Here is a 22,251-nt window from a genome sequence, read left to right as displayed (position 1 = left end):
TGGACCCACTCTCATCCATCCCGAACTGAGGTGTGAAACGCTGTTGCGGCAAAGATAGTTGGAGGGTAGCCTCCCGCAAAAATAGCTCAGTGCCAGGGTAAATATAAATCAAAAGGCCTCCTTTCAATTTGAAAGGAGGCCTTTTGATTTAGGAAAAGAAGGAGTTTAATCTTGTTTCTTTAAAGACTCCTGGGCATTGGGTGATGAAATTGGGGAACTTGTTTTCACGTTATTTTTTTTAGTATTAGAGTTTTGAGGTGGTTTTGCACCCGTCTGATAAGGAATTGAAAATTCAGGTTTCATGGAACGATAAGGGTATTTTTTTGAGAGATATTTTAAGCATAATCATGGACTCCTTGAATTTTCTCTATCTCAAGCATTGAAGTTAAAAATTTTCTACATTAGAAGTTCTATCGCTTGGTATATCTTCTTTGACTCTTTTTTGTATTCAGTAGGACGATCCGCACCAGAACGGTCGGTTTTCATCCAGTATTTTAGAAGTAGGTTCGCTACAGTTGGGTCTATAAGATAAGTTCTGGTCTTGAGATATAGATGTGAACTGAAGTATTTCAACACAATTAATATATTCAGTCTTTATTTATCTCGCTTCATCGTTCTATAAAGGCTTCGTAAAAGCGCATTTCACATCACAGTTTACCTTCCTCTTTATTGGCATAAAATGCATACCACCGATGATCTCCAGAAGTTGTTGGAGATTCTGCCTCAGGAAATTCAGCAACAGTTAACACAACACCCACAACGAGACACATTAGTCGAAGTTGTGTTGGACTTGGGACGACGGCCCGAAGCCCGGTTTCCGAGCCAAGCTCAATATTTGTCAGAGCAGCTTGTAACCCGTGAGCAATTGCAAGCGTGTGTGGATCGCCTCAGTCATTTCGGGGCAGATAATCGGGCAGGCATTGAACAAACACTGCACCGGATTAGCGCGATCCGGAACCGTACCGGAGAGATTATTGGGCTAACCTGTCGGGTGGGTCGTGCCATTGAGGGAACGATCGCCATGATTCGGGATCTGGTCGAAACTGGGCAATCGATTCTGATGCTCGGTCGTCCGGGGGTGGGTAAAACGACTGCTCTACGAGAAATTGCACGAGTATTAGCCGATGACCTCAACAAGCGAGTCGTGATTATCGACACCTCCAATGAGATAGCGGGCGATGGTGATATTCCGCACCCAGCGATCGGGCGAGCCAGACGAATGCAGGTAGCACGTCCTGAGTTGCAGCACCAGGTCATGATTGAGGCAGTGGAAAACCACATGCCCGAAGTGATTGTGATTGATGAGATTGGTACTGAATTGGAGGCTTTAGCTGCACGGACGATCGCCGAACGAGGCGTACAGTTAGTCGGAACAGCTCACGGCAATCAGTTGGAGAACCTGATCAAAAACCCGACCCTTTCAGATCTGGTGGGTGGGATTCAATCCGTCACGCTGGGAGATGATGAAGCGCGTCGGCGCGGCTCTCAAAAGAGTGTGCTGGAACGCAAGGCTCCTCCCACCTTTGAGATTGCGGTTGAGATGCAGGAACGGCAAAAGTGGACAGTGCATGAGAGTGTGATGGAAACGGTCGATCGCCTCTTGAGAGGACAGCATCCGGCGGTACAAACTCGAAGTGTTAGCGAACAGGGGCAGATCACGATCACCCATGAGGTGCCACGAGTGCCCTTAGGGAGGCAATCGGTTCAACGGACTCAACCCACCTCAACCCCTATCCTTAAACGCCCTACCCCCACAAGACGAGTCCTGCCCTTTCCCAGTCGGTTAGAAACTAATCCGATGGTGCAGACACAACCCGATTGGCAACGGGAAACCATTCCATTAGCACAGGATACGACAGAGCAGGCGATCGCCCTCTATCCCTATCAGATGAGCCGGAGCTTAGTGGAGCAAACCATTGAGCAGTTAAATCTACCAATTCGAGTGGTGGGCGGAGTAGAGCGAGCCGACGCCATTTTGACGCTCAGGGCAAATCTGAGAAAACATGCCAATCTCAGACGCATGGCAGAGGGATATGAAGTGCCGATCTATGCGGTGAAAGCGAATACTGTGACTCAGATTGCTAGCACGTTGCAACAAATGGTTGGGCGTGATGAGCAAGCGATAGGAAGCCGTTCTCCTCTAGAAGCCAGCGTGCCTACTCCTGAATGGGGAAAGCCAGCTTATAACGGTGATGAAGATGATGAGTGGGATGCGCTGGAGGAAGCACGACTGGCAGTAGAGCAGGTGGTGATTCCCAAAGGACAACCTGTGGAGTTGTTGCCACGATCTGCCGAGGTTCGCAAAATGCAACACGAATTTGTAGAGCACTACCGCCTTAAATCGACCAGCGTTGGCACAGAACCCGATTGTCGCTTACGCATCTATCCCGCTTAGCCGCTCCTAAAGGCAAGGACGCAGTAGGCTTTACGAAGCCCTACTGCGTCCTATAGCAACTGTTGAGATTGGGCAGGGAGTGCAGGGGGGCATCCCCAGACTCCGTCCTAACTAACGTCTACAACCCTGGCGAATTCATTTGCGGCTACCGGAGTCAAGCCTGTCTGCGCAGACAATCGAAAATCAAGGGTTAGACGAACCGACGAATGTTATACCGTTTCTCTGAATTCTGGCTACATCTAAACGGTTTTGTCAGAGCGTTTTGCGGAACGCCCCTATCCTGTCTGTTGTCCTATTGTTGAGGCTTGGCATTAGGCACCTTGGGATGATTGAAGGGTCGCTGCAATGGCTTGAAACAACATAAATTTGTTGAGGAGTAGCTTATCCTTCAAGGCTCTATCCCCAATAATTGACCAGTATTGGGGATAAGAAAATCTCAAACGAAATGAGAAATGTTTAAAGGTAAGTTGCTCTAAATCCGCCCTGGCTAGAAGCTGGGAACGAGAATTAAGAACACAATTGTTGCATTTCAGAAGCTTTATCAGGCAGACAGGTGTAACTGTAGAACTGCTTGTAAAGCACTCTACGACTTTAGTCATTCGTCATTCATCATTCGTCACTGGTGTATGGGATGTGAATGACCCGTGACGAATGACCCGTAACCTTATCGCTCTGCTTTTTCACAAGCCAAACAGGATTGCGATAGGACTTTATCGTTGAAGAATGGGGCAAATGGTTTCTTCCATTGATTTAGAAACTGGTTCAGAAACCGTTGTCCATCCAGATAAAAGTTCACTCAATTCTTGTTTGAGAATTTGTAATTGCTGAATGCGTTGTTCAATTTCATCCAGCTTATTTTCCAGCTTTTCTTGAATGCGATCGCAAGGTAGATTGCCCTGATCATGGACAGCCAAAAAAATCTTAATTTCTAACAAGCTCAACCCAAGGCTTTGAGCCCGTTTGATAAACCGCAAACGGCTCAATACGTCTGAGTTAAAGAGTCGGTAATTGCCTTCAGTTCGACCTACGGTTTTGAGCAAACCTAACTCATCGTAATAGCGAATTGTTTTGATGGGTAATCCGCTTTCCTGTGCTACAAAACCAATCCGTTTTAACTCGTCTTGAGCTAACATAACCACCTCCTTGATGCCATAGGTTTACGTTAAACTCTCCGGTTAACTGGAGAGTTAAGTTCCAATTGTTTAAGTAAACAGCAAGGATTGGCAGGCAATAATCCGTGATAATACTCAGGTCAAGTTCAAGTCTAGAAACAATCTTCATAATTTTAACTGATGCTATCAGTAGACAAACGGTATGAAAATATATAGATAGGGGCGATCTCTAAATACAGGACAAACATCTGGTTCTTCTGGATGTGTCAGGGGGAATATTATGGCTCCGTCAATGAACCCCGTAGAAGTTAATTTACAACCATATTTAAACGAGAGGCTGCCACTCGATCATAATGTGCTGGAAGGTATTCTTAACACCAATGTTGCTGCCATTATTTTGGTGAATACTAACGGGCAAATTACATTTGTAAATGATGCAGCGGAGAAGATTTTAGGTATTCCAAAATCATTAATTACTCAGCGTTTTTACAATGCGTCTGATTGGAAGATTACAGACATTGAGGGAAATCCATTTCCTGAAGCGGAGTTGCCTTTTGTACGAGTGATGACAACGGGTGAAGCTGTGTCTGAGATACAACATGCGATCGCCCTTGACAATGGGGAGCGGCGTTACTTATCAATTAATGGTTCGCCGCTCAAAGATGTGTTTGGAACCATTAACCAGATCGTCTTTTCAATTATCAATATCACTGATCAAGTTCAAAGTAAAAAGACACAACAAGAGGCGTTGGAGTTTTATCGTCAAGCCTTTGAATCTAGCCCTGCTATTAAATTACTGATTGACCCGGTTACTGCCAAGATTGTTGATGCAAACCCTGCTGCTGCGAGGTTTTACGGCTATCCCATTGATGTCTTAAAGCAGATGAAAATTACTGACATCAATCAGTTACCCCCTCAAGATGTCCAGGCGAGCATAGCGCAAACCTGTTCTCAGAAAACCTACTGTTGGGTTTTTCCCCATCGTCTTGCATCTGGTGAAATTCGACAGGTTGAAGTTCATTGCAGTCAGCTGAATCTTCAGGACAGGGAGTTGCTCTACTCTGTTATTCACGACATCAGCGATCGCCAGCAGGCTGAGAATGCACTGCAATCGCAGTTAAAACAAGAACAACTGTTGGAAGATGTCGCCCAAGCCATTCGGCGATCGCTAGATTTGAAAGTTGTCTTACAAACGACTGTCAATCAGGTGCAACAACTGTTAGGAGCCGATCGCGTTGTGATTTACCGCCCCACAACCCCAAATAGCATTGGCTCCGTTGTCGTCGAGTCGTGTTCGTCTGATTATCCATCGCTGTTGGGATGGGAGATTGGGTCATCGGGGATTGAGCAGCGACGCTTCATTCAACCCTATCAGCAAGGTCAAAGCCAAGCTCTGATAGACATCTCAAAGTCTGACCTTGACCCTGCCTATATGCAACTTCTGGAAATCTTTCAGGTCAAGTCACAATTAACGATTCCCATCATTCAAACAACATCTCAACTACTGAGCAATTCGTCATTTCTGAGCAATAACGTTGCAGTTGATAGTAGTGAAAAACATTTACCGACTCGCTTGATGGGGACTCCAGCAACTCAAATCTGGGGACTGTTAATTGTTCATCACTGTGCTTCAGTCCATGTGTGGCAAGACTGGGAAGTCAACATGCTGCAACGGTTAGAAATGCAACTGGCAGTTGCGATTCAACAAGCAGAACTTTATCAACACGTCCAACAACTGAATGCAGATTTAGAATCGCAAGTGCGGCAGAGAACGATGCAACTGCAAAAATCTCTCAATGCAGAAGCGGTGTTGAGACTGATTACTGACAAAATTCATGGCACGTTGAGCGAGGCTGCCATTTTAGAAACGGCTGTGCAAAAACTAGCCCTGGCGTTGAATCTGATTAGTTGCCATGCTAGCCTTTATGACCTTAAAACTCAAACCGCAACGGTATGTTATGAATACACTGATTCCGGTATTTCCTTAAAAGGAACTGTTACATCGATCGAACAGTACCCTGAAATTTATCAATTTCTCCTGCAAGGAGAACCCCTGCAATTTTGCTCTAGTTTGTTTGATGCGCAGTCTGAATCTTTTCCTGTTCTGTGTTATCCCATTGTGGATGACGAACAGGGAGCTTTGGGAGATCTCAAATTGTTGGCTCCCAAAGAACGCATTTTTGAACCGCGAGATTTGCAACTGGTGCAACAGGTCGCAAAACAGTGTGCGATCGCCCTGCGTCAGTCGCGTCTCTATCAAACCGCTCAAGCCCAAATTCAGGAGTTAGAAAAACTCAATCGCCTCAAAGATGACTTTTTAAGTACAACATCCCATGAGCTACGCACACCGCTCTCTAACATCAAGACCTCAACGGAATTGATGCGGTTGTATTTGGCGCAATCAGGGCAACCGATCCACCCTAAAATCGAGCGATGTTTGACCATTTTGAGAGAAGAGTGCGATCGCGAAATTACCCTGATTAACAATCTTTTGTTGTTGCAACAACTGAATGCAAAGACTCATCCCTTTATTCCCAGTACGCTCAACTTGAGGGATTGGATACCTCAAATCGTAGAGACATTTGAAGAGAAGTTTCAACATCATCAACAGATTTGTCAGGTTGATATTGATGCAAATCTGCCACCTATGGTGACGGATCTGTTCATGTTTAATCAAATCATGAGTGAACTGCTCACGAATGCTCACAAATTTACCCCGGCAGGCGAAACGATCGCGATTGCTGCTCGATTAAAACCTGAGTGCAGTAACAGTCAGGGTGCCCGTGTTGAAATTAGTGTGACCAATACAGGGGTTGAAATTGCGGTGGGCGAACTACTCCATGTCTTTGACCAGTTTTATCGAATTCCTAGTAATGACCCCTGGAAACATGGTGGCACTGGAGTCGGGCTGATGTTGGTTAAGAAGCTCGTTCAGTACATGGATGGGGCGATCGAGGTGACGAGCCATGCTGGGCAAACCTGCTTCACGGTTGAGTTACCCCTACACGCAAGATTATGAATCAATCCCATTTGAGCTTACCCTGAAGTCTCACACCGAAATCTGCAATTTCAATCGCTAAGCCTAAAAGCTTTGTCAGGCAAGCAGTGAGTCAGCCTGTCTTGGTTTGCAGCTATAGCCACATTCGATGGAGTGGAGGCAAGTCAGGAAGCTTGCCCAGCATTAGGATTTGAGCTATTGCCTTTGCCTTAAGCTTTCTGACCAAAGCTATGTCTCTGCGCTTCAACAACACCGCGAAACATATTCATACCGCAAGTGAACTCATATCGACCGGGTTGATCGGGGGTGAATTCGATCGCTGTAACCTGGTTAAGTGGTAGTTCTTGGGCAATCTGAAAGTCAGGAAACCGCACTTCTTCCAGGCAACTGCTGGGGTCTTTGCGATCGAAGTTTAAGCGTACAGGTTGCCCCGCTTGCACCACGATTTGACTTGGTTCATATCCCCCATCGACCGTAACCGTGACTTCTTGAATGCCTCCCTCAGTTGTGGCTTTACGGGACTTTGGTTTACTGACCAAAAACCACCACAACTCTAATCCAATTAATCCTAAACCACCTGCGGTCACGGCACCCTTTAGCCACAACGGTTGGTCAATGCGGTGAAACTCTCCCGTTTGTTCAGTTGGCTGCATCTGTTTGTGAGGCATTTGGGTTGTGGCTCCACCTGAAGCCACTCCTAACAACAGCCCTACGGTTGCAATACTACTGATAATGCTTGACGTAATCATTTGAATCTCTCCTATATTGCTCCTGCAATGGTTCCTGAAATGACTCCCAGTAGAAATCCAAAGCCTGCTAATGTGCCGAAGAATGGGATGTGGTTGAGCATTGTAGTGTCACCTTTGAAATGTCAGAAATTCCTGGTGAGACGGGTTTATTTGAGAATTACTGGAGCCAGTCCAGCGGTCCGCTAAACCCGCCCTCACAACAATCGCCCCTCATACCAATGCTTTGGGTCGAAAATTTCGCAACCGCAAGGCATTTGTTACGACTGAGACAGAGCTAAACGCCATCGCTGCGCCCGCAATAATGGGGCTGAGTAACCAACCAAAGATGGGGTAGAGAATCCCGGCGGCGATCGGGATGCCAGCCACGTTATAGATAAACGCGAAGAACAGGTTTTGTTTGATGTTGCGAATGGTGGCACGGCTGAGTTGAATGGCGGTAACAATGCCTTGCAAATCACCAGAGATGAGCGTGATGTCACTGGCAGCGATCGCTACATCAGTGCCAGTCCCGATCGCAATCCCCACATCGGCTTGAGCCAGAGCAGGCGCATCGTTGATGCCATCTCCCACCATTGCCACTAGTTTCCCTTCAGACCGGATCTCTTCAACGGTTGCGGCTTTCTGGTCAGGGCGAACCTCGGCAAAAACTCGTTGAATTCCCACTTCGCGGGCAATAACGTTGGCGGTGCGCTGGTTATCGCCTGTTAGCATTACTACTTCTAAGCCCATCTTTTGCAGGGCACGAATTGCGCTCACAGACGAAGGTTTCACAGCATCAGCAATGCCCATAATGCCTTCAACGTGTCCATCGACCGCAATCCAGATGACGGTTTTGCCCAGGTACTCCAACTTGTCCCACGGTTGTTGTAATGAACTGGTATCAATGCCCAACTCATTCATCCAACGGTGTGTGCCGATCTGAACCCGGCGATCGGAGACATAGCCTTGGACGCCACTTCCGGCAATGGCTTCAAACTCCTGCGCAGGTGCCAGTTCAACCCCTTGTGCCTGGGCATATTGCACGATCGCCTCTGCCAGGGGATGTTCAGAGTTGCGCTCAAGGGAAGCTGCCAGTCGTAAGAGGTTGAGTTCATTTTGGTTGGCAGTGCCGTTAACGGTGATGTAATCGGTAACGGTGGGTTTTCCCTGGGTAATCGTTCCAGTTTTATCCAGCACAACGGTCTGCAATTTGTGAGCCAGTTCCAGACTCTCAGCCCCTTTGATCAAAATGCCATTTTCTGCGCCTTTGCCTGTGCCCACCATGATAGAGGTAGGAGTTGCCAAACCGAGCGCACAGGGGCAAGCGATAATCAGCACGCCAACGGTGGTAATCAACGCCATCGTCACGTTGCCCATGATATTGAACCAGAGGATAAAGGTGAGAATGGCGATCGCAATCACCGCAGGGACAAACCATCCTGTGACTTGATCGGCAAGGCGTTGAATCGGGGCTTTTGAACCTTGTGCTTGCTGCACCAGTTTGACGATCTGAGCCAGAAAAGTATCTTTGCCAACTCGTGTTGCTCGAAATTGAAAACTGCCTGTTTTGTTGAGGGTTGCTCCGATCACCTCATCGCCCGGTTGCTTTCTCACAGGCAAACTCTCACCCGTGACCATGGCTTCGTCAATCGTTGAGGAACCCTCTACAATTTCGCCATCCACCGGAATCTTTTCACCCGGACGAACGAGGATAATATCTCCCAAAACCACCTCAGCAATGGGAATATCCACCTCTCGACCCTGACGGATCACCCGCGCCGTCTTTGCCTGCAAGCCCATCAATTTACGAATGGCTTCTGAGGTCTGCCCTTTGGCACGATTTTCGAGCAACCGTCCAAGCAGGAGCAGCGCAATAATCACCGCAGCGGCTTCAAAGTAAACATCCGGTCGAAGCCCCTGGGCAACAAACCACTGAGGATTCAAAGTGGGGAACAGAGAATAGAGATAGGCGGTTCCGGTGCCAATGGCGACCAGGGTATCCATCGTGGCAGTGTGTCGCTTCAACGCTTTCCAGGCATTGATAAAGAACCCACTACCCGCCCAAAACAACACTGGAGTCGTTAGCATAAGCTGGAACCAGGGAGCGTGCAGCCACATGGGAATGAAGGGAATCGGTAGACCCGTCATGGCAGGCAACGAACCAATCACCAGAATCGCACTGATCACGCCACTGACCCAGACACGACGGGTCAATTTTCGCTGTTCTGCCTGGCGTTCTTGCCGTTCGGCATCATCTTCTGGAGCTAACACGTCATCTTGCATGGGTAAAGCCGAGTAACCCGCTTCATCCACAGCCGTTTGCAGGGCAGTGATATCCGTCTTACCCGGATCGTAGGTAACGGCAGCTTGTTCTGCTCCAAAATTGACACTACACGCCTCAACTCCAGGCACCGAGCGAATTACTGCTTCAATATTATTGGCACAGGCAGCACAACTCATGCCTCGCAGCTTTAAGGTTGCATTTTCCATGGGAGACTCCTATGCGACGGTATAACCCGCATCGGTAATGGCCTGCTTGATGGTTGCCTCTGCGGCTTGGGTTTCAATGTTGACGAGTTTCGTTTTAGTGTCGGCTTGCACGGTCGCCGCAGGGTCGATCGCCTGGATGGCTTTGGTGATGGTGTCGCTGCAAGCCGAGCAAGCCATATTAGGAACAGTCAGTTGAAGAGCCATAATCTAAACCTCCGAGTTGATGGACTGATCCTATGTTGGAGTCTCTAGTTCACTGGAGAGTCAAGGGGTGATGCAGGAATTTTGGTAAATATTTTTGAACCTTAAATGGGTAAGGTGACTGTAAAGGTTGTTCCTTGATTGACCTTACTGCTCACGGCAATCTCTCCAGAGTGCAACTCCACGCAGTTTTTGACGATTGACAGTCCCAAGCCTGTACCCGCAATTTGACCCACATTGCTTGCCCGGTGGAAGACTGAAAACAGTTGCGGCAAATCCTCTTCGGGGATGCCAATTCCCTCATCGCGAATGCGGAATTGGATCTGCTGCTCCGTACACTCTAAATCGAAATAAACCTTGCCCTTTTCGGGGGAATATTTCACGGCGTTTGATAATAGGTTGATGAGAATGTGGTGCAGCAATTTTGGGTCTGCCTGAACGGTCTGATAAGCACACTGGTTAGAAAACACAATCTGATGACTATTCCCTGTGCTGAGTTGAACTTCTTCGGTTAAGTCACTACAAAACTCACTCAAATCTAACGGAGCAGGTTCATATTTCAGAGCACCAGAGTCAGCTTTACTGACCAGTAAGACATCACTCAAAAACTCCTGGATTCGTTTGATCGCTGCACGAATTCGTTGAAAATAGCGTTCTCGTTGTTCCTCTGTCGTTTTGTGAATGTAGTTCTGCAACAGTTCAATCGACGTAAGGATGATAGTCAACGGTGTACGAATATCATGGGACACCATCGAGATGAAGTTTGACTTTAACTCGCTCAGTTCTTTCTCTTTTTGTAGAACATGTTGAATCTCGGCTTCAGCCTGCACGCGGAGCGTTGCATCTCGAAAGACCATCACTGCCCCTCTCAACACGCCCTGTTTGTTGAAAATCGGGGCGCAACTATCATCAATAGGAATGATGGTTCCATCTCGATGTTGTAGCCCTACGCCAGTAGCTAAGGTTTGAATGTTAGCGGTTGCCAGCGTTGTCTGGAAGGGACTCTCAACAGATTCCCCTGTTTCCAGATTGACGAGCTTTAAAACTTCATCAATTGAATGATGTCTGGCTTCTTCTTCAGTCCACCCGGTTAACGCTTCGGCAATGGGATTCAGCGATGTAACGTGGCGATCGCAATCTGTCACCACAACTGCATCCCCGATACTTGAGAGTGTAATCTCCAGCAGTTCTCGTTGCTCTTCGGTGTTTTCTTCTGCGAGGTTGCGTCGCTTGATCTCCTGACGAATCATCAAAAAGGTCGTGAAAATGATGCCCAAAACCACCAGTCTGCCAATGCCACTAACAAGGGCTGCGGTTTCTTGCTTAGACTCTACCCGTGCTAGCCGCTGAGTTAACAACCTTTCTTCCTCTTGCCGCATTTGCATTAGATAGTTGCGAATAGCAGAGTTTAAGACACGTTGGTCTTCCTTGTTCATGAGGGAGGTGACGGATGGCAACCCACCTGTCTCGCGGGTAGTGATGATTTGCTCTAGATATGCCAGTTCTTGATCCAAAACGGGTTGCAGTTGATCCAGGTTTTGTTGTTGATAGGCATTGTCACGAGTGAGTTGGCGCAACTCTCGCAGATTGAGTTGAATGGCATTCACTCGCTGGTCATAAGTTGCCAGTGTTTGCGGATCTCCTAAGATCACATATTGTTGAGTAGTCGCTTGTAAATTGGCTAATTCAGCATTGACCGTTTCGATATCAGAGATGGCTTCTAAGGTATGAGAAACCCAGTCTTCACCTTCCAAGACGCGAGTATTGCTGATATGAGATCCCAGTTGAGTGCCCAGGGTAATGGCAATCATTAAGCCAAATCGGACGGTTAGTTGCCTGAGAAAGTGTTTTTCAGCTTTATACCCATTGGTCGGTTTGTGAATTAACTGGGCGATCGCTCGCCGCCGTTGCAGTTCTACAGAGACCCGTCGTGACAGATCTCTCAGTGCGTGAATCTGAGATGCGGTGAGGTGTCGAGGCTTGTAATCGACCACACACAAGGTTCCCAATGCGTAGCCCTCGTGGCTTTTGAGAGGCACTCCTGCGTAGAACCGAATCCCCGGATCACAATTGACAAAAGGATTTTGGGCAAACCGTTCATCCTGTTGGGCATTGGGAACGATGAGTATATCGGGTTGCTCAATGGCACGGGCACAAAAGGAGCCATCGCGTGGCACATCGCTGGCATCCATGCCGATCTTGGCTTTAAACCACAACCGCTTTTCATCAACCAGGCTAATTAGGGCAACTGGTGTCTGACAGACCTCTTGAGCAGCCCGAACAAATCGGTCAAAGATCGGTTCAGAGGCGGTATCTAGAATATGGTGTTCGTGAAGGACTTGCAATCGCTGCTCTTCACTGTGTTGGGGAGGTTTCTTGTTTGCAACCATAGTGAACCGCCATTCAAATTAGTGGGTCTGCGATTGTCTGTTCTCGTCGGTGATTGGCCTAGCCGGAGGATAAGCCACGCCAGGTTTGTAGAAATATTTCCAGGTCTGAGGTCGGAACTGGGCGACTGAAGAAATAGCCCTGTAACTCGTCACAGCCTTGTTGTCTTAGATAATCAACCTCTGCCTGGGTTTCCACCCCTTCAGCGACCGTTTTTAAGCCGAGGGTGTGAGCCATCTGAATGATGTTTTTCACGATTTCCCGGTTTTGGGGATCATCCTGAACATGACTGACGAATGAGCGATCAATTTTTAGTGTGTTCAAAGGCAGTCGCTTCAAATATCCCAACGAGGAATAACCTGTGCCAAAGTCATCTAAAGCGATCCGAATGCCCCGATTTTGCAGTGATCGCAAAGTGGCGATCGCCCGCTCTAAATCTTCCATGACACAGCTTTCGGTGATCTCCAGTTCCAGACATTCCGGCGGCAACCCTGTTTCCTGTAACACGCTCAAAATCATCTGTTCCAATTGGGGCTGATTCAATTGCCGTGGAGATAGATTGACGGCAATTCGCACACTTGGCTGCCCTTCGGTTTGCCATTCTTTGGCTTGCTGACAGGCACAGCGAGCAACCCACTCCCCAATAGGAACGATCAACCCTGTTTCTTCAGCCAGTGGAATAAATTTGAACGGAGGAATTAAACCTCTGGTTGGGTGCAGGCAGCGAATTAGAGCTTCTGCGCCAATTACCTTGCCCGTCTGAGCGTTAATTTGGGGTTGGTAGTATACGCAAAAATGGTTACTCTCCCAGGATGCTCGCAACTCATTTTCTAGCATGAGTTGTTCTTGCGATCGCTGACGCAGAGCCGGAGTATAGAACTGGTAAGCATTTAGCATGTGTGCTGGGATCGACTCAGCAGCGAGTTCAGCATTCCGAACCAGATTTTCAACCTGTGTATCATGCAGGGGATAGCGACTAATCCCAATACAGAGGGAGAGATAAAGCCGTTGACCAGTAACATCAAACGGTTGGGTTAACTCTCTTAAAAGAATTTCGGTTGTTTGAATGATCTCGGCTTCAGTTGCATGATTCGTTAGAAAAACAGTGAATTTATTTAGATTGAGCCGCGTAATGACCTCGGCAGCAGTCTGGTGTTCTACACCTGTTTGTTGTTGGACACACTGTCTCAAGCGATCGACAAACTGCTGTAGAAAAGCATGGAGATCGGCTTCGGGGAGGCTAATCAACCGATTAAATTGCTGTAGGAGAATACATAAAACGCCGATGGGCTGGTGTGTCTCAGACTGTTCTCGCAATTGATTAAATTGCTCGTGTAGCAGGAGTTGATTGGGTAAGCCTGTAACCCGATCAAAGTGAAGCGAATGATTGAACTTTTCTTCTAATTGTTGTCGCTCTAGATCATATTTTTCGGCGATCGCCGTTTGTTTTGTCAGTTGACTGGTAATGGCTTCCAATAATTCTGAAGCCGTAAAGGGTTTCGTCAAGTAATCATCAGCACCCGTCACCATCCCCTGACGAAAGTCTGCCTTAGTGGTTTTTGCTGTCAAAAAAATGAATGGAATCGTAGCCGTTTCAGGAGACTTGCGTAATATCTTGAGCAATTCATAGCCATCCAGATTGGGCATCATCACATCACACAAAATCAGATCTGGTTGTAGCTTCATTGCGAGTTGTAACCCAGTCGCCCCGCAGACAGCTTCAGCAACTTCAAACCCTTCAATCAGTAAAATATCAACGATATTTTCACGGATAGGTGCCTCATCTTCGATCACTAAAATTCTGGTCATCTTTGCTGACATCACTCAACTAATACCAATTGCTATTTTCTCCAAATAAATTAAATTGCTTACAAGCAAGACACAGACAGTATCCTGAACCAAAATTTGAGTTTATATACGGGATCACTGGCTGAATCAAGTGACGAAAGAGGAGCTTAAGCCCTTTATCGAAATAAACGTACAGTTATCATTAAATATGCCTCAAAAAGATGGAACTCTAACTAATTCCCTATTTTGAAACAATAATTGTTGAAGTGTAATCCCAACCTTAATAGGGTCATACAGAAGTTTGTCAGCCTATCTATAGCTAGAACTCAGGTGGAGTGTAAGAAATTACACAGAGATATACTTAATATCCACCTGGTAAATGTTTTAGAATTCTTTAATATTTCACTCTTAAATTTGTTTTCTAAATGAACAGTAAGTTGCTCTATTTAGGTCTGTTGCCGTTGATCCTAACATGTTTATTACGTACACTAATAAATATAGGAATAGTTACACAAATAAACTAAAAATTAAACTTCTAGGCTCAATTCTCTCCACTATTGTCGTTAATAATTCAAGCAAAAATTCAAGAGTGCTCTCAGGAGGATGGACAAAATCAGAAAATTGTGAATCAGATCTTTTGTGCATTTCTTGAGAACCCATCATTCAAATGTCTTAAATGTTTATCAACGAACATTTTCACTTTGATTTCATTTTTGCTTGCTAATATAAGCTCTGGTAAAGCTCATCCTTAACCCAATTTGCAGGTGGAGTGGCTAGATTATGACGTTTATCAGAGGAAAATTAACTTCGCTCGTTTGGCTAGGAATGGTGCCTTTAATGTCGCTGAGTCTTGTTGCTTGTAGCAGTACAACCTCCAGCCAATCTACTGACAGTGGCTCCAGCAATTCTCAAATGGCACAGATGGATCACGGCTCTATGGGGCATGGTCAGGCTAGCCCCATGCCGATGGATCACGGTTCGATGAGCATGGATTTGGGACCAGCCGATGAGAATTTTGACCTGCTTTTTATCGATGGCATGATTCCTCACCATGAAGGAGCCGTGATCATGGCGCAGGAAGCACTACAAAAGTCAAACCGTCCTGAAATTAAGCAGTTAGCACAGGCCATTATTGACGCTCAAGAACAAGAGATTTCAGAACTCAAGGGGTGGCGATCTGCCTGGTATCCCAATGTCGGGGATGAGCCGATGATGTATCACGCTGAGATGGGTCACATGATGCCCATGACCGAGGAGATGCGCTCTAGCATGATGATGAGTGGCGACCTGGGTGCAGCCGATGGAGAATTTGACCTGCGCTTTATCAATGCGATGATTCCCCATCATCAAGGGGCAATTGACATGGCACAACAGGCATTAGAAAAGAGCGATCGCCCTGAGATCAAAGAACTGGCTCAGACCATCATCTCTAGCCAACAAGCCGAGATCGATCAGATGACGCAGTGGCGAAAGGACTGGTACGGTCAATAGATCTGGATCTTGCCGATCCCCGATTGCTCCTGAAGATGAAAATATCCCCTCTAGCACGCGCCACTAGAGGGGATTGGTTCGTTTTATCGCTTTGTTATATGACCTAATATTAGGCTACTTCTCTCACTAATCCCCTCTGACGATAAGTAGAAACTATGCTCTGGCTAAGGAATGAGCTTCGTTGCCGTGGTGAGAGGCTTGGGGTCTAACCATCAGTAGACCTAGCTATCTGACCCATCGTTTGGGGCTTGGCGATTAATTTATTAATCACAGAGCAAAATATCAGGAGTTTCAGGGCTTTTGTTAGCTAACCAGCCAGTAGACTATATCTGTACCCTTTGGCTCTTTCATAGTTTGTTTTGATTTTAGGTTGACCTACCTGTGGCTAAGTCTGGTTCTCTGTTTCCAACGGATGATACGTATAAAACCTTTTTGCGATCGCTAAAGGAGCGCATCCAGCAGGCTCAGATTAAGGCAGCCCTGGCGGTCAATCAAGAGCTGATTGTGCTGTACTGGCAGATGGGTCGAGAGATCTTAGCCCGACAGCAGCAGGAAGGGTGGGGTGCCAAAATCATTGACCAGTTGGCACAAGATTTGAAGCGCGAATTCCCTGATATCAAAGGGTTTTCGTCGCGTAATCTCAAATATATGCGGGCGTTTGCGGAGGCTTACCCGGATGAGTCATTTGTGCAGCAGGTTGCTGCACAAATTCCCTGGTTTCATCACTGTGTCCTGTTGGATAAGATCAAAACCCCATCTGAGCGGCTCTGGTATATTCAGCAAACCTCCCAGAACGGCTGGAGTCGTAACATTCTGGCACTACAAATCGAGACGGGTCTTTATCAACGTCAGGGTGGGGCGATCACCAATTTTGAGAAGACGCTGCCGAAACCCCAATCGGATTTAGCCCAGCAGTTGCTCAAAGACCCCTACAATTTTGAGTTTTTGACCTTGAATAAGGAGGCTCAGGAACGCGACTTAGAACGGGCATTAGTCAAGCATATTCGGGATTTTTTGCTGGAATTGGGGGTTGGCTTTTCTTTTGTCGGGAGCCAATATCCGATTGTGGTGGACGGGCAGGAATACCGCATCGATCTGTTGTTCTATCACTTCAAGCTGCGCTGCTTTATTGTGATTGATCTGAAAATGGTTGAGTTTCAGCCGGAGTTTTCCGGGAAGATGAATTTTTACGTCTCGGCAGTCAATCAACTGTTGCGCCATCCGGACGACCAACCGACCATTGGAATTATTCTATGCAAGTCGAAAAACAAAACGGTTGCTGAGTTAGCTCTTCAGGGGATGACACAACCCATTGGCGTAGCAACTCATAAAATTGGCTCAGAGCTTCCGGAGCAACTGAAAACTCTGCTTCCCACAGTTGAGCAATTAGAAGTGGAACTACAAACCTTAGAAGTCGAGAATATCTCTGTGGAGGATCAACTGTGAATCAAGGGTGCTGGCTTTATTAACCCTGATCCGCAGCACTCGATGTTAAATATTTCAGTGTTGCTGTTCTTAACGCGATCGCACCCGATTCCAAGCAAATCGCTGTAGACTAGCCCTGTATGTGATTGATTTCATCTGTGGCTAAAGTCATCTCGCTATTTAATCAAGCCGGGGGAACGGGGAAGACGACCCTGGCCATGAACCTGGGGTACTCGTTAGCTCAGCAAGGGCATCGGGTCTTACTGCTTGATATGGACCCGCAGTCGTCGTTGACGGTGTTTATGGGTCTGCAACCGCACGAGCTAACGGATACGATCGCCCAGAGCATCTTAGACCGTGAACTGATGCCTGTTTTGAGTGGCATTCATCAGATGGATCTGGTGCCTAGCAATTTGACGTTGAGTGCAGCGGATGTGAAGTTGGCAACGGCGATCGCCAAAGAGACTCGCCTTAAAAAAGCTCTTTCCCCGGTTGAGCCAAATTATGATTTTGTGCTGATTGACTGTCCTCCCACATTAGGGGTTCTTAGCATCCTCTCGTTGGTGGCATCCACCCACATCCTGATCCCGATGCAGACGCAGTATAAGAGTTTTGTGGGGTTAGATCTGTTGTTGGGAACGATCAGCGAGCTTCAGCAGGAAGGGGTTGCCGCAGACCTGAGAATTGCCGGGGTAATCCCAAACCTGCACGATCGCACTGCCCAAAGTAAGGAGATCTTAGAAGCGGTGACGGAGCAATTTAGTGGAGTTGCCCCTGTGTTTCCGCCGATTCCACGGGCAGTTGCCTTTGCAGATGCCTCGATGCAACATGTCCCATTGGGATTGTATGACCCCAAACATGCTGCACTGACTGCTCTCAATGCTATTACTCAAAGCCTGGAGGCTCTGTAGTGCCACCTCGTAAGACCGCTCCGAAACCACAACTGCGCAACGTTGCCGCTATTCTGAACCGAGATCCGGTTCAGCCTGATCTATCGACTCAGCCAACGCAATCTATTCCCCTTGATAAGATTCGCCTGCCGACAAAGCAACCGCGTCGTTTCTTTGATACGGGCAAGCTGGCTCAACTGGTGGAGTCTGTGAAAGAGTTTGGCATTTTGGAACCCTTGCTGGTGCGTCCCCTGGAGAATGGGGATTATGAACTGGTGGCAGGGGAGCGACGGTTGCGAGCGGCGCGTGAGTTGGGGCTAGAGAAAGTGCCGATCGCCATCCACCACTTGGACGAGCGGCAGGCATTACAAGTTGCCCTGATGGAGAACCTCCAGCGGGAAGACTTGAATCCGGTTGAGGAGACTGAGGCAGTTCTGGATTTGCTGGCGATCGCCCTTGAGGTGGATCGTTCCGAAATCATCTCGCTTTTGCACCAGTCGTATAACGCTAAACAGCGAGGTCAAGCGTTGAATCAGAACGTTCTGATTCAATTGGAGAAGATCGAATCTTTGCTATCGGAGATTGGACGATTTAATGCTGGAACCTTTCGCTCAAGCCGTTTGCCGCTGTTAAACCTGCCGGATGATGTGTTGTCTGCACTGCGAAATGGGGAGATTGAATACACTAAGGCTCAGGCGATCGCCCGTGTCAAAGATGAGAAGCAACGGGCTAAGTTGCTCAAACAGGTGATTGCTAAGAATCTGCCGTTGAGTGAGATTAAGGCACTGGTTAAAGAAGTGAAGCCTGAATCAGAACAGCCCCCTGAAAAGATAGCCGCTCAACGATTGGGTGAGATTGGTAAACGATTGCAGAAAAGTGAAGTTTGGGGCGATCGTAGAAAACGCGATCGCATCACGAAGCTATTGGATGAGTTGGATCGACTGACGGCTCATGAGTGATCAAGAAACCATCGAGCATCTCATATCCTGTTGGCATGAATGCGCATAACATGGGAAGTGGCCGCATTGCTGCTTAACCATGCCTAAACGTCTCACTCTCAACCCGCATCTAACGCTTGACGAACTGGAGCAACACTATCGCAGTGCTAAAACGGTGACCGAACGATCGCACTATCAAATCTTGTGGCTATTAGCGCAAGGCAAACCGAGTGAGGAAGTAGCGGCAGTGACGGGTTATAGCCGCAGTTGGATCTATGAGTTAGTTCGCAGTTACAACCACCTGGGAGCAGGGGCATTGGGGGATCTGCGGCGGCATAACCCCGGAGCCGTGCCCAAGCTCGATGATATGCAGCAAGCCAATCTCTTGCAAGCGATTCGAGGACCTGCCCCCGACGGTGGTTTGTGGAATGGGCGCAAGGTTGCAGATTACTTGAGCCAGGTGTTGGGTCAGTCCATCAGTCGGCAACAGGGATGGGAATATCTTAAACAAATGAAATTGCGCCTGAGAGGCACCCGTCCTCAGCATCAGGAGAGTGATGTGGAGGCGCAAGAAGCCTGCGAAAAAAAGTTGCACGACGAGTTGGAACGGATACAGAAGGGGTATCCCGACGCCGACGTCGAAGTGTGGTGCGAGGGTGAACACCTGCCGAGCAGGGAGACGAAAGTCGTGGCTTTTGCCCTTATTCCTCAGAGTTGCAACCTGCCGAACGATTGTGGACGCTAGTCAATGAGCCATTAGTCAATCAAGCGGTTGACTCGACTGAGGAAGTTGAGAATCTGATCTATATTGCGGGCATTTAACCCGACATAATATTATAGCTTTGGTCAAAAAGCTTAGGACAAAGCTAAGGGCCTAAACCCTGATTCTGGGGAAGCTTCCTGACCCACCTTCGCCCCATTGCATATGGACTACAGCTATACACCTGATTGGCGTCCCCATTACTAATACGGTTGTAATACCAATTTGAATTGGCTTCGCTGCACAGGATTCCGTAAGGGCGTTTCGCGAAACGCCCCTACCCAGTGATCTGCCACAATCAAACATTAAATCGGTATAACCTACCTTTACGAGAATCCGTCAATAAATATGACCTGGAAGGTGCGATCGCCCCTCTACTGGGAATACTCAAATTATCTGCCCCAGCTTTAACGTAGATGCACCTTACTCAAGATTCGGCTGGGGCTTTTTCATGGTGATTTGAACGGCTCTTGAGTATCAATAAATGGCAGAGCAAGTCGAGCACTCCAATTCTTTTCCTGGGCTTGTTCTAGCAATCGCCTCGCTCGAATTTGACTCAACACCTGTTTAATGTGAGCTACCCCCTCTTCTGTATTCATTTCTTTTGGTTCTGAACTTCTCAACTCCCCAACCGGAAAGAAATTACACCCTATCTCTAAGTCTTCTGCTATTTTTAGATCGCTAGAACCTTTATCTAGTAAGCTATTACACCCATTCTCTTCCAATAAGTTTGTAGGGCTGTTGGGGTCAGGTGCCGCCCCACGGCACTCCTGCCCCGCACCCTCTTGATGGTTGCCGATTTCCTCAATCTCAAAGTATCGGGGGTGCCACAGCTCCCGATATCGATACAGCGTTGAACCACTAATGCCATAACTCACTAACGCATCAAATCGTTCGGTAATCCCAGCCGGAAGTGCTTCTTGTTCTAACAAACTCGCGACTGCGGATTGAATCCGTTGACGAGCATCCGTTCCTTGCTGCACATTCCACGTTGATGTCTCATCTCGGGCTTCTACTTGCACCGTTCCTGGTTTCTTATCCATCCCATAGTGGAAGTAATGACTCCGCTCGATCGCCATCATCCAATGCGTGGCTCGCTCCTCAATCTCATGTTGATGCTGACACCACTCCTGATACCCCGGCAGTGCCACTGCTGTTTTGACAATGTCTCGCACCAGATCCTTTCCCTCTAACGGAGTCTCACTATAGAGCACATGTCCAAAAATGTAGGAGCGCATCGCGATTCTGCCCAGTAACCGGTTGGTTTGTCCTAGTCCTGTCCAGCCCTGTTCAATCTCGGCATTGAGGTCATTGAGAAACTTCTCTGCCTTGCCCGTAATACGAAAGGCTCTGCGTCGCGATGCTTTGAGAATCCGCTCCAGTACCCTGGTTTCTACCGCATTGCGCCCTTGGGCAAACCTCCACTGCTGCACAAAGGTCTGCTGGTCTCCCCACAAGGGGTGCAGCTCCGCATTCAATAGATAGGACCCCATCTGCATCGGCAGCCGGTGCCCGTTGTAGAGCGTCACCTCCCCCGTCGGAGAAAACGGCTTGCGATTCGGAAAGACCTCCAGTTGTCCTGGAATCAACTTAAACCCGGCATTCTCCAGCAGTGCCGACACCGCCAGAGCGATCGCCCAGGTCTTCTGCTCTCCCTCAAATGGAAAGTAAAGATGCAAGCCACCACTGTGACTCGACGTGCAGATCACCGGCTGCACCAACCCCAACGATTCTAGAGCTGCCACCATCCGCCGCCAGGCAAAGCGATCGCGAGCAGGGTGATAGAGGCTATCGCGGTCAACGTCTAAGAGACAGTAGTTGGTTACAGAACCAAAGCGGACCCCATAGAGATACCCCCCCTGCTGAATCAGGCGGTCATTGAGCGGGTGACGGCTTTCGGTTTGCCAGTCAGGGCATTCTCCTGGGTTGGGGTGCTCTGCCCACAAGTAGTCATACCGGTGGTTCCAGAGCATGAGAAACTCATCATTCCAGTCTCGAATCGACTGGAACTGGGGGGCGAGAGCCAAGCTCATGTAAGTCCCTCCCCAGCAAACAAAGCAAACCGCAGGGCAAGGTTCCCCATGCGTTCACAAATTTTCAGATGCACAATACAACTCCCTAGATGTGTAGCGTTTAGGGATAGGAAGCCATGCAAAATTTGGGGTAATTTGTCAAAGTTCTTGCAACTTTTGGCAAAATCCCACTAAAATTGGCATAGCGAAATCGGGCAACCTAACATTTGCTTTTCGACGGCGGTTTGTTAGAGTTCCCAAAACCTATCCAAAGTGAATAAAGTCTTCTGCCCCTTCTGTTTCCCGCAGTTGGGGTTTTGACTTTTAATGGGCTTTTAGTTCATGAGTTGACCTCCTGTCGGTGCAAAAGTGGAAACTTGGTGGCTCATCGGCTGTAGTACGCGCGAATTTGCTTTAAGGAAGTATAAGTGATCTACTCACCGATCTGAGCAGAATGCAGCAGTTTTTGAGAAATAGTTTTTGGCTGCCTGTTGCATGACCTCATCGCCTCATTAACCTTGAAACCTCAACCGACACATCTGGAATACAGCAGGGGCGATCGCTAAGAATACCCGCATCAATCATGCGGTGGTAATCCTCAACGGTCCATTTCACAGGGGTGAGGGTCATGGCGA

At 47.8% G+C, this 22,251-nt stretch carries 15 protein-coding genes; 7 read left to right on the top strand and 8 right to left on the bottom strand.

Features of this window, described 5'->3' with window-relative positions; all coding sequences use genetic code 11:
* The first annotated feature begins 679 nt into the window (after window positions 1–679).
* A complete protein-coding gene (locus H6G89_RS32300) occupies window positions 680–2,395 on the top strand; it encodes a R3H domain-containing nucleic acid-binding protein (protein WP_190514118.1) in 1,716 nt (571 codons plus the stop codon).
* A 710-nt stretch (window positions 2,396–3,105) separates the two neighbouring features.
* On the opposite strand, the gene H6G89_RS32295 is transcribed toward H6G89_RS32300, so the two are convergent.
* Window positions 3,106–3,528 carry a heavy metal-responsive transcriptional regulator gene (locus tag H6G89_RS32295; protein ID WP_190514117.1) on the bottom strand — a complete coding sequence of 141 codons (423 nt, stop codon included), beginning with the start codon at window positions 3,526–3,528 and terminating at the stop codon, window positions 3,106–3,108.
* 259 nt (window positions 3,529–3,787) lie between these two features.
* Between H6G89_RS32295 and H6G89_RS32290 the strand changes: the two genes are divergently transcribed.
* Entirely contained in the window at window positions 3,788–6,526 is a 2,739-nt protein-coding gene (locus H6G89_RS32290) for a PAS domain S-box protein (RefSeq protein WP_190514116.1), read from the top strand.
* Between the two features lie 188 nt (window positions 6,527–6,714).
* Here the strand turns inward: H6G89_RS32290 and H6G89_RS32285 are convergent, their stop codons facing one another.
* The 5 genes from H6G89_RS32285 to H6G89_RS32265 form a co-directional block, all read right to left on the bottom strand.
* Complete coding sequence (locus H6G89_RS32285) at window positions 6,715–7,254, bottom strand: cupredoxin domain-containing protein (RefSeq protein WP_190514115.1); 540 nt, start codon at window positions 7,252–7,254, stop codon at window positions 6,715–6,717.
* 210 nt (window positions 7,255–7,464) lie between these two features.
* A complete protein-coding gene (locus H6G89_RS32280; RefSeq protein WP_190514114.1) occupies window positions 7,465–9,723 on the bottom strand; it encodes a heavy metal translocating P-type ATPase in 2,259 nt (752 codons plus the stop codon).
* Between the two features lie 9 nt (window positions 9,724–9,732).
* The gene (locus H6G89_RS32275; RefSeq protein ID WP_190514113.1) at window positions 9,733–9,927 is read right to left on the bottom strand and encodes a heavy-metal-associated domain-containing protein; all 195 of its coding nucleotides are present in this window, start codon (window positions 9,925–9,927) and stop codon (window positions 9,733–9,735) included.
* 101 nt (window positions 9,928–10,028) lie between these two features.
* The gene (locus H6G89_RS32270; RefSeq protein ID WP_190514112.1) at window positions 10,029–12,314 is read right to left on the bottom strand and encodes a sensor histidine kinase; all 2,286 of its coding nucleotides are present in this window, start codon (window positions 12,312–12,314) and stop codon (window positions 10,029–10,031) included.
* A 58-nt stretch (window positions 12,315–12,372) separates the two neighbouring features.
* Window positions 12,373–14,121 carry an EAL domain-containing response regulator gene (locus tag H6G89_RS32265; RefSeq protein ID WP_190514111.1) on the bottom strand — a complete coding sequence of 583 codons (1,749 nt, stop codon included), beginning with the start codon at window positions 14,119–14,121 and terminating at the stop codon, window positions 12,373–12,375.
* Between the two features lie 759 nt (window positions 14,122–14,880).
* On the opposite strand from H6G89_RS32265, the gene H6G89_RS32260 reads away from it, so the two are divergent.
* From H6G89_RS32260 to H6G89_RS32240, 5 genes are all read left to right on the top strand, one after another.
* Complete coding sequence (locus H6G89_RS32260) at window positions 14,881–15,591, top strand: DUF305 domain-containing protein (protein ID WP_190514110.1); 711 nt, start codon at window positions 14,881–14,883, stop codon at window positions 15,589–15,591.
* Between the two features lie 381 nt (window positions 15,592–15,972).
* A complete protein-coding gene (locus tag H6G89_RS32255; protein WP_190514109.1) occupies window positions 15,973–17,037 on the top strand; it encodes a PDDEXK nuclease domain-containing protein in 1,065 nt (354 codons plus the stop codon).
* Window positions 17,038–17,174: 137 nt separating this feature from the next.
* Entirely contained in the window at window positions 17,175–17,927 is a 753-nt protein-coding gene (locus H6G89_RS32250) for a ParA family protein (RefSeq protein ID WP_190514108.1), read from the top strand.
* Window positions 17,927–18,865, top strand: a complete 939-nt coding sequence (locus H6G89_RS32245; protein ID WP_199337061.1) for a ParB/RepB/Spo0J family partition protein — start codon at window positions 17,927–17,929, stop codon at window positions 18,863–18,865. Before H6G89_RS32250 ends, H6G89_RS32245 begins: the two co-directional genes overlap by 1 nt.
* Window positions 18,866–18,944: 79 nt before the next feature.
* Window positions 18,945–19,589, top strand: coding sequence for a winged helix-turn-helix domain-containing protein (locus H6G89_RS32240; protein ID WP_375539714.1), 645 nt, complete (start codon window positions 18,945–18,947; stop codon window positions 19,587–19,589).
* Window positions 19,590–20,053: 464 nt separating this feature from the next.
* On the opposite strand, the gene H6G89_RS32235 is transcribed toward H6G89_RS32240, so the two are convergent.
* Entirely contained in the window at window positions 20,054–21,637 is a 1,584-nt protein-coding gene (locus H6G89_RS32235; RefSeq protein WP_190514107.1) for a hypothetical protein, read from the bottom strand.
* A gap of 480 nt (window positions 21,638–22,117) precedes the next feature.
* Entirely contained in the window at window positions 22,118–22,246 is a 129-nt protein-coding gene (locus H6G89_RS36040) for a hypothetical protein (protein ID WP_255519561.1), read from the bottom strand.
* Window positions 22,247–22,251 lie beyond the last annotated feature (5 nt).

The organism is Oscillatoria sp. FACHB-1407, from assembly GCF_014697545.1.
GTDB lineage: Bacteria > Cyanobacteriota > Cyanobacteriia > Elainellales > Elainellaceae > FACHB-1407.
Note: the sequence above shows the minus strand (reverse complement) of the source record. Positions and strands in the feature narration are given on the sequence as shown.

What these genes read in the sequence shown, in the direction of transcription:
- H6G89_RS36040 (WP_255519561.1), bottom strand. Translation starts at nt 22,246, where the DNA reads ATGACCCTCACCCCTGTGAAATGGACCGTTGAGGATTACCACCGCATG.
- H6G89_RS32260 (WP_190514110.1), top strand. Translation starts at nt 14,881, where the DNA reads ATGACGTTTATCAGAGGAAAATTAACTTCGCTCGTTTGGCTAGGAATG.
- H6G89_RS32295 (WP_190514117.1), bottom strand. Translation starts at nt 3,528, where the DNA reads ATGTTAGCTCAAGACGAGTTAAAACGGATTGGTTTTGTAGCACAGGAA.
- H6G89_RS32280 (WP_190514114.1), bottom strand. Translation starts at nt 9,723, where the DNA reads ATGGAAAATGCAACCTTAAAGCTGCGAGGCATGAGTTGTGCTGCCTGT.
- H6G89_RS32300 (WP_190514118.1), top strand. Translation starts at nt 680, where the DNA reads ATGCATACCACCGATGATCTCCAGAAGTTGTTGGAGATTCTGCCTCAG.
- H6G89_RS32265 (WP_190514111.1), bottom strand. Translation starts at nt 14,121, where the DNA reads ATGACCAGAATTTTAGTGATCGAAGATGAGGCACCTATCCGTGAAAAT.
- H6G89_RS32235 (WP_190514107.1), bottom strand. Translation starts at nt 21,637, where the DNA reads ATGAGCTTGGCTCTCGCCCCCCAGTTCCAGTCGATTCGAGACTGGAAT.
- H6G89_RS32290 (WP_190514116.1), top strand. Translation starts at nt 3,788, where the DNA reads ATGGCTCCGTCAATGAACCCCGTAGAAGTTAATTTACAACCATATTTA.
- H6G89_RS32240 (WP_375539714.1), top strand. Translation starts at nt 18,945, where the DNA reads ATGCCTAAACGTCTCACTCTCAACCCGCATCTAACGCTTGACGAACTG.
- H6G89_RS32275 (WP_190514113.1), bottom strand. Translation starts at nt 9,927, where the DNA reads ATGGCTCTTCAACTGACTGTTCCTAATATGGCTTGCTCGGCTTGCAGC.
- H6G89_RS32285 (WP_190514115.1), bottom strand. Translation starts at nt 7,254, where the DNA reads ATGATTACGTCAAGCATTATCAGTAGTATTGCAACCGTAGGGCTGTTG.
- H6G89_RS32270 (WP_190514112.1), bottom strand. Translation starts at nt 12,314, where the DNA reads ATGGTTGCAAACAAGAAACCTCCCCAACACAGTGAAGAGCAGCGATTG.